The sequence below is a fragment of the Kitasatospora sp. NPDC048296 genome (assembly GCF_043201815.1).
Taxonomy (GTDB): Bacteria; Actinomycetota; Actinomycetes; order Streptomycetales; family Streptomycetaceae; genus Kitasatospora.
On record NZ_JBICZB010000009.1, the window covers coordinates 67,259 to 75,102 of the forward strand.

The following is a 7,844-nucleotide window of genomic DNA, read 5'->3' on the forward strand; positions in this document are numbered from 1 at the left end:
ATCGGCCGAAAGCGTGGACGGATCAGCCGCCCGGAGACGTTTCACGACGTCGCCGGGCGGCCTCGTATGCGCTCGACCCGCTGTCGGCGGCCGCAACCGTCGCCGATCCGCCGCCCGCGCCGCCGCCCGCCGACGTTGCCGAGGACCGCCCCGATGAGAGAAGCCACCAGCCCCGACGGTCGACCGCGCCGCCGTCCCGCGCCGCGCACCGTCGCCCTCACGGCGGCCGCCGTCCTGCTGGCCCTGGTCGCCGCACCGGTCGGCGTCAGCCGGGCCCTGGGCGCGCACCAGCCGCTCACCGCCCTCGCGGTGGGCGCCGTCACGGTGCTCTGGCTGATCGCGGTCGGCCTGGCCGCGTCCGGCGCCGAACGCTCCCGCCGGCTCGCCGAGGCGGTGGAGGAGCAGCACCAGGAAACGATGACGGCGCTGGTCGTGGCCGGCAGCGCCCGGCAGGCCGAGGCGGCCGCCAAGGAGCGCGCCACCGCCGCGCAGGCCGAACGGGACGCCGCCCGCGCCGAGCGGGCCCGTGCCGAGGCGGACGTCACCGCCGCGCACGCCGAGCTGGACCGGCTGCGGGTCGAGCTGGACGCCGAGCGGACCGAGGCCGAGGCCGCCCGGGAGCGGGCCGTCGCCGAGCGCGCCGAGCTGGACCGGATCGCCGAGGGCGTGCTGCCCGAGGTGGTGAAGAAGCTCCGCGGGGGCGCGGCCGTGGACAGCGCGCTGGCCGGCCACCGCAAGCACCCCCAGTACGCGCTGCTGCGCGCCGTCGGCGAGGAGATCGGCCGGGGTGAACGGCTGCGGGCCGCCGCGCTCGCGGTCTGCGCGACCGCCGCCGGTCGGGTGCAGGCGCTGGCCACGAGCATGCACGCCGAGCTGCGCGAGATGCAGCACCGGCACGACGAGGAGGTCCTCGGCGACCTGCTGCGCCTGGACCACTCGACCGCCCAGGCGGGCCGGATGGCGGACAGCATCGCGGTGCTCACCGGGGCCCGTTCGGGCCGCCGCTGGGCCAAGCCGATCGCGGTGGAGTCGGTGCTGCGCGGCGCGCTCGGCCGGATCGGCGCCTACCAGCGGGTGCGGCTGCACAACGCCAGTACGGCCGCGGTCGCCGGGTACGCGGCCGAGGGCGTGATGCACGCGCTGGCCGAACTGCTGGACAATGCCACCAACTTCTCCGCCCCGCCGGCCGAGGTGCACGTCTACGTCGAGGAGGTGCCGGCCGGTCTGGCGGTCACCGTCGAGGACAGCGGGCTGGGCCTGAGCGACAGTTGGCTGCGCCGCGCCGAACGGGCCGTCTCCGCCGAGCCGCAGGACCTGACCACGCTCTCCGCCGGTACCCGGCTGGGCCTCGCGGTGGTCGGCATGCTGGCGCGCAAGTACGGGCTGCAGATCTCCTTCCGGCCGTCGGCGCGCGGCGGCACCGGGGTGGTGATGCTGATTCCGCAGCAGCTGGTCACCCACCAGACCCCGGCGCCCGTCCAGGCCCCCGCGCCGGCCGTGGAGTCCGCGCGCCCCGCGCTCACCCCCGCCCGCCCGGCGCCCGCCTCGCTGCCGCCCGCGCCCGCGCCCGCCGCGCCGAGCGCCGCCCCGACGCCGGTACCCGCCGCGGTACCGGCCGCCACGGCGGTCCCGGCGCCCACCGTCCCCGCCCAGAGCCCGGCCGCGCCCGCCCGGATGACCGACAGCGGCCTGCCGCAGCGCCGGCGCGGGCAGACGCTGTCCACCACCACCCCGGCGGCCGCTCCCGCCACGAAGCCCGTACGGAACGACGCGGCGGGCGCCGCCGCCCGGTTCGGCGCCTTCCGCCGGGCCGCCCAGTCGGCGGTGCCCGTACCGGCCGCAGTGCCGAAACCGGCCGCCACGCCCGTACCCGCGGCGACGCCGACCGCGGACACCGACACCACGCCCGACGCTTCCCCCGTCACTGACAAGGACTTCTGATGAGCAGCGCCACCGACCGCGACCTCGACTGGCTGTTGGAAAACCTGCTGGCGGCGACCCCCGGTACCCGGCACGCCCTGGTCCTCTCCGCCGACGGCCTCAAGCTCTGTCACACCGCCGGGCTGAGCGCCGACCAGGCCGACCAGCTGGCCGCGATCGCCTCCGGCCTGCAGAGCCTGGCGCACGGCGCCTCGATCGAGTTCGGCGACGGCAGCGGCGGTGTGCGGCAGTCGATGACCGAGTTCCACGGCGGCATCCTGTGCATCGTGGCGGCCGGTGAGGGCGCGCACCTCGCGGTGGTCACGGACGACGACGCGGACGTGGGCGTGGTCGGCCACAACATGCACGGCCTGATCGAGCAGATCGGCGTCCACCTCAACGCGCCCGCCCGTAGCGCGGAAGCCGCCACACAAGAGAGCGCCGGGATATGAACGGCGGGCCGGTGCTGCCGGGCCGGGACGACGACCCGGACCGCCTCTACACCATCACGGGGGGCCGCAGCCGCGCCCCGGAGAACGCCTTCGACCTGGTCACCCTGATCGTCGCGGAGCGGGAGCCGGCACCCGGTATGCAGTCGGAGCACGCCCGGATCCTGCGGATGTGCGAGGCCCCGACCGCCGTCGTGGAGGTGGCGGCGGAGCTGTCGCTGCCCGTCTCGGTGGTGAAGATCCTGCTCGGCGACCTGCTGGAGTCCGGGGCGGTCACCGCCAGGCACCCCAGGTTCGCGCCGAACAAGGCCCGGCTGCCCGACCTCGACACGCTGAAGCAGGTGCTGCATGGCCTCCAACGGCTCTGACCTCCAGGACGCCCGGCCCGCGGTGCGCACCCCGCTGCGGGCGACCGCCGACAACGCGCTGAAGATCGTCGTGGTCGGCGGCTTCGGGGTGGGCAAGACCACCCTGGTCGGCTCGGTCAGCGAGATCCGTCCGCTGAACACCGAGGAGGTGATGACCCGGGCGGGGGAGGGCATCGACCCGGCCGGCACCTGGGGCAAGCGCTCCACCACGGTCGCCTTCGACTTCGGCCGGATCACCCTGTCCGAGCGCCAGGTGCTCTACCTGTTCGGCGCGCCCGGGCAGGAGCGCTTCTGGTTCCTCTGGGACCGCCTGTTCAGCGGCGCCCTGGGCGCGGTCGTCCTGGTGGACACCCGGCGGCTGGAGGACTCCTGGTACGCGATCGACCGGCTGGAGCACCACGGCACCCCGTTCATCGTCGCCCGCAACAACTTCGGCGAGCCCACCCACACCCTGGAGCAGGTCCGCGAGGCCCTGGACCTGCCGGCCGAGGTCCCGCTGGTGGACTGCGACGCCCGCGACCGCGAGTCCGGCAAGCGGGTGCTGATCGACCTGGTCCACCACCTGGCCGCCCTCGCCGGAGCATCCGACGCGATCTACGAGGAGAGCACCCCGTGATCCAGATCTACGAGGAGAGCACCCCGTGACCCAGCCCGCCGCCACCCCGCCCCCGGGCTGCCCGGCGCACGCCGGCGCCACGCCGCTGTACGGGCCGCGCTTCCAGACCGACCCGGCCCAGCTCTACCGCGAGCTGCGCGCCGCGCACGGCCCGGTCGCCCCGGTCGAGCTGGCCGGCGGCGTGCCCGCCTGGCTGGTGATCGGCTACCGCGAGCTGCAGCAGGTCACCGGCCAGCCGCAGCTGTTCGGCCGTGACTCCAGCCGCTGGCACGCCTGGGCGATGCTGCCCGCCGACTGGCCGCTGAAGCCGATGATGGCGCCGGTGCCGTCGATCCTGTACGCCGAGGGCGAGGAGCACGTGCGCCGCTCCCGCGCGGTGACCGACGCGCTGGCCGGGATCGACCCGTACGAGCTGCGCAAGCACTCCGAGGAGATCGCCGACCGGCTGATCGACGAGTTCGCCGGGCGCGGCGAGGCCGACCTGGTGGCCGAGTACGCGCACCGGATGCCGCTGCTGGTGCTGTGCCGGGTGCTGGGCCTGGACGAGGAGCAGGCGCCGCAGCTGATCGCGGCGCTGCTGGCGATGCTGGACGGCGGCGCGGACGCGCCGGCCGGCGCCCAGCGGCTGCTGGAGCTGATGCTCGCGCTGGTGGAGGAGAAGACCGAGCACCCGGGCGCGGACGTGGCCTCGCGGATGCTGGAGCACCCGGCGGGGCTGACCCACGACGAGGTGATGCGCGACCTCCGGGTGCTGCTGATCGCCGGTCACCAGCCGAGTTCGTACTGGATCTCCAACGCGCTGCGGCTGATGCTCACCGACGAGCGCTTCGCGGCTTCGCTGGCGGGCGGTCGGCGCAGCATCAGCCAGGCGCTCAACGAGGCGCTGTGGGAGGACACCCCGACGCAGATCTTCGCCGGCCGCTGGGCGGTGCGGGACACCCAGCTGGGCGGCCAGCGGATCGCCGAGGGGGACATGCTGCTGCTCGGTTTCGCCGGGGCCAACGCGGACCCGTCGGTGCGGCAGGCCGACGGTCGTCCGGCGGAGGGCAACCGGGCGCACATGAGCTACTCGTACGGCGAGCACGGCTGCCCGTTCCCGGCCCAGGAGGCGGCGGAGGTGATCGCCACCACCGCGATCGAGGTGCTGCTGGACCGGTTGCCGGACCTGCGGCTGGCGGTGGCCGAGCACGCGCTGGTGTGGCGGCCCTCGGCCTGGGTGCGCGGCCTGGTCGCGCTGCCGGTCTCGTTCACTCCGGGGCACGCGGCCTGAGGGCGTGTCCTGGCGTACGTCTTGCGGATCTTCGTCGGGCCAGCCAAGATCCACAGGACGTGCACAATCGTTCCAAGTCCCGCTATGTTTAGGAGAGTTGACGTCGATGACCGCTGCCCCGGCCCCGATCGCCCTCGACCCGCTGGCCCGCGACAACGCCGCCGAGGGCGCCCTGCTGCGGGCCGCCGGCCCGGTGGTGCCGGTGGTGCTGCCCGGCGGTGTGGCCGCCTGGGCGGTGACCCGGCACGCGGCCGCGCGCGATCTGCTCACCGACGCCCGGCTGGTGAAGGACGCCGGGCACTGGGCGGCTTACCAGCGTGGCGAGGTGCCGAGGACCTGGCCGCTGATCGGTCTGGCGGTGCCGGGACCGAGCATGGTGACCACGGACGGCGCCGAGCACCGTCGGCTGCGGGCGCTGGTCGCCCAGGCCTTCACCCCGCGCCGGGTCGAGCTGATGCGCCCGCGGGTGGAGGAGATCACCCACGCGCTGCTGGACGGCCTGGCGGCCGGGGAGCCGGTGGTCGACCTCAAGGCGGCCTTCGCCTTCCCGCTGCCGATGACGGTGATCTGCTCGCTGCTCGGCGTGCCGGAGTCGGACCACGGGGTGCTGCGTGACCTGTACGAGCGGTTCTTCGGCATCAAGCCCGATCCGGCCGGCATCCAGGCGACCATCGCCGGGCTGAACGCCTTCGTCAACGACCTGGTGGCGCAGCGCCGTTCGGCCCCGGGTGAGGACCTTGCGAGCGTGCTGCTGGCGGCGGACACCGAGGGCGGGGCGCTCACCGACGCGGAGGCGGCGGCCACCCTGCGGGTGATCATCGCGGCCGGTCACGAGACCACGGTGAACCTGATCGGCAACGCGGTGCGGGCGCTGCTGACGCACCCGGACCAGCTGGAGCTGGTGCGCGCGGGGAAGGTCTCCTGGGACGCGGTGGTCGAGGAGTCGCTCCGCTGGACGCCGCCGACCAGCAACTTCCTGTTCCGCTTCGCGGCGGAGGACATCGAGGTCGACGGGGTGGTGATCCCGGCGGGCCAGCCGGTGCTGGTCTCGTACAACGCGATCGGCCGGGACCCGCTGCAGCACGGGGTGACGGCGGAGCTGTTCGACATCACCCGGGACCCGACCCGGCACCTGTCCTTCGGCCACGGCCCGCACGTCTGCCCGGGCTCGCCGCTGGCCCGGCTGGAGGCGGGGGTCGCGCTGCCGGCGCTGTTCGAGCGCTTCCCCGCGCTGTCGCTGGCGGTGCCGGACGCCGAGCTGCGGCCGAGTCCGTCGCTGGTGGTGAACAGCCTGCTGGAGCTGCCCGTCCGACTGTTCTGACGGTTCGTCGCGGTTGCCGGCCCCGTCCGGGGTTCCGGGCGGGGCCGGCGGCGTCCCCGGGGCTTCTCCCGGGTTCCTCTGGGCCCCTCCGGGCTTCCTACGGGCTTCCTTCGGGGGTGTTCGTCGGTTTCCGGTGGTCGCGGTCGGGGCACCGGTGTGGGCACCGGTCCGTGAAGGTCGACCACGGACCTTGGCGGCGGCCGAGGGCTGCGTTAACGTCGTCGAACCGGTTCGGCCCGCCGCTCGCCCGCGATCTCTGCACGCCCATCTCCCGTACAGCGCGATGTCGTTCAGCCAACCTTCGGCAGCACGCCCTGGCGAGGAGGACCGCATTGACCCTCAACCCGACCGCGCCGTCCAGGAGTTCCCGTCGCCGCCTGGCCTCCGTACCCGTCCTGCTCGCGGCACTGGCACTGACCGCGGCCTGCTCGAACAGCTCCGGCGGTTCGGGGGGCGGCGGCTCGGCGGCCCAGACGCTGACCGGTGACTGCGCCAAGTACCAGCCGTACGCGGGCCATTCGGGCACCACGGTGACGATGTTCGCCTCCATCCTCAGCCCGGAGTCGGACAACCTGGAGAAGTCCTGGTCCGAGTTCAGCAAGTGCACCGGGATCAAGATCAGCTACGAGGGGTCCAACGACTTCGAGTCCCAGCTGCCGGTCCGGGTGGCCGGCGGCAACGCCCCGGACTTCGCGATCATCCCGCAGCCCGGCCTGCTGGCGCAGATGGTCAAGAGCGGCAAGGTGGTCAAGCCACCCGCCCAGACCGTCGCCAACCAGGACAAGTGGAGCCCGGTCTGGAAGACCTACGGCTCGGTCGACGGCACCTTCTACGCGGCACCGATGAGCGCCAACATGAAGTCGCTGGTCTGGTACTCGCCGAAGGCCTTCAAGGCGGCCGGCTACGAGGTCCCGAAGACCTGGGCGGACCTGATGGCGCTCAGCGACCGGATCGCCGAGGCCGGTGGCCCCAAGCCCTGGTGCGGCGGCATCGCCTCCGGCACGGCCACCGGCTGGCCGGCCACCGACTGGCTGGAGGAGGTGGTGCTGGGCAGCTACGGCGGCGAGCTGTACGACCAGTGGGTGGGCCACCAGGTGAAGTTCTCCGACGCGAAGATCACCATGGCGATGAAGACCGTCGCCGACTGGATGCAGAACCCGGCCTGGGTCAACGGCGGTTACGGTGACGTCAAGTCGATCGCCACCACCACCTTCCAGGACGCGGGCGCGCCGATCCTCACCGGCAAGTGCGCGATGCTCCAGCAGGCCTCCTTCTACGAGGCGCAGTGGCCCAAGGGCACCAAGGTCGGCCCGGACGGCGACGTCTTCGCCTTCCACCTGCCCGCGGTGAACCCGTCGATCGCCAACCCGGTCGAGGGCGGCGGCGAGTTCCTGGCCGCCTTCTCCGGCAAGCCCGAGGTGCAGGCGGTGCAGAACTACCTGTCCAGCTCGGACTGGGCGAGCAGCCGGGTGAAGACCGCGACCGGCTGGGTCTCGGCCAACCAGGGCGTGGACAGGAGCCTGTACACCGACCCGATCGACAAGCTCTCGGCGGAGGCGCTGACCGACCCGAGTGCGACCTTCCGGTTCGACGCCTCGGACATGATGCCCGCGGCCGTCGGCTCCGGGCAGGAGTGGAAGTCGCTGACCGCCTGGTTCGCCGAGGGGCAGTCGATCCAGAAGACCGCCGCCGACATCGACGCCGCCTGGCCGAAGTAGCCCGCCCGGGCGCGTCGGGCAGGGTCGGCCCGCGCCCGACGAGCCCGGCGCGACGGGGACCACCTGTCGAGGGGGGGGGGGGGGGGGGCCCCCCCCCCCCCCCCCCCCCCCCCCCCACCCCCCCCACCCCCCCCCCCCACCCCCCCCACCCCCCCCCCCAACCAAAAAAAAACCCCACAAAA

The 7,844-nt window shown here is 74.0% G+C and carries 7 protein-coding genes; all 7 read left to right on the forward strand.

Features of this window, described 5'->3' with window-relative positions; translation table 11 throughout:
- Window positions 1-153 precede the first annotated feature (153 nt).
- Window positions 154-1,941, forward strand: coding sequence for a sensor histidine kinase (locus ACGF12_RS08775; protein ID WP_393027337.1), 1,788 nt, complete (start codon window positions 154-156; stop codon window positions 1,939-1,941).
- Window positions 1,941-2,372: a roadblock/LC7 domain-containing protein gene (locus ACGF12_RS08780; RefSeq protein WP_393027339.1), complete on the forward strand. Its 432-nt coding sequence runs from the start codon at window positions 1,941-1,943 to the stop codon at window positions 2,370-2,372. Before ACGF12_RS08775 ends, ACGF12_RS08780 begins: the two co-directional genes overlap by 1 nt.
- Window positions 2,369-2,737 carry a DUF742 domain-containing protein gene (locus tag ACGF12_RS08785; protein ID WP_387620431.1) on the forward strand — a complete coding sequence of 123 codons (369 nt, stop codon included), beginning with the start codon at window positions 2,369-2,371 and terminating at the stop codon, window positions 2,735-2,737. Before ACGF12_RS08780 ends, ACGF12_RS08785 begins: the two co-directional genes overlap by 4 nt.
- The gene (locus tag ACGF12_RS08790; RefSeq protein WP_387620428.1) at window positions 2,718-3,353 is read left to right on the forward strand and encodes an ATP/GTP-binding protein; all 636 of its coding nucleotides are present in this window, start codon (window positions 2,718-2,720) and stop codon (window positions 3,351-3,353) included. Before ACGF12_RS08785 ends, ACGF12_RS08790 begins: the two co-directional genes overlap by 20 nt.
- Window positions 3,354-3,378: 25 nt before the next feature.
- A complete protein-coding gene (locus ACGF12_RS08795) occupies window positions 3,379-4,623 on the forward strand; it encodes a cytochrome P450 (RefSeq protein ID WP_393027342.1) in 1,245 nt (414 codons plus the stop codon).
- Between the two features lie 106 nt (window positions 4,624-4,729).
- Entirely contained in the window at window positions 4,730-5,944 is a 1,215-nt protein-coding gene (locus tag ACGF12_RS08800) for a cytochrome P450 (RefSeq protein WP_393027344.1), read from the forward strand.
- 332 nt (window positions 5,945-6,276) lie between these two features.
- Window positions 6,277-7,662: an ABC transporter substrate-binding protein gene (locus tag ACGF12_RS08805; protein WP_393027346.1), complete on the forward strand. Its 1,386-nt coding sequence runs from the start codon at window positions 6,277-6,279 to the stop codon at window positions 7,660-7,662.
- The last annotated feature ends 182 nt before the right edge of the window (window positions 7,663-7,844 follow it).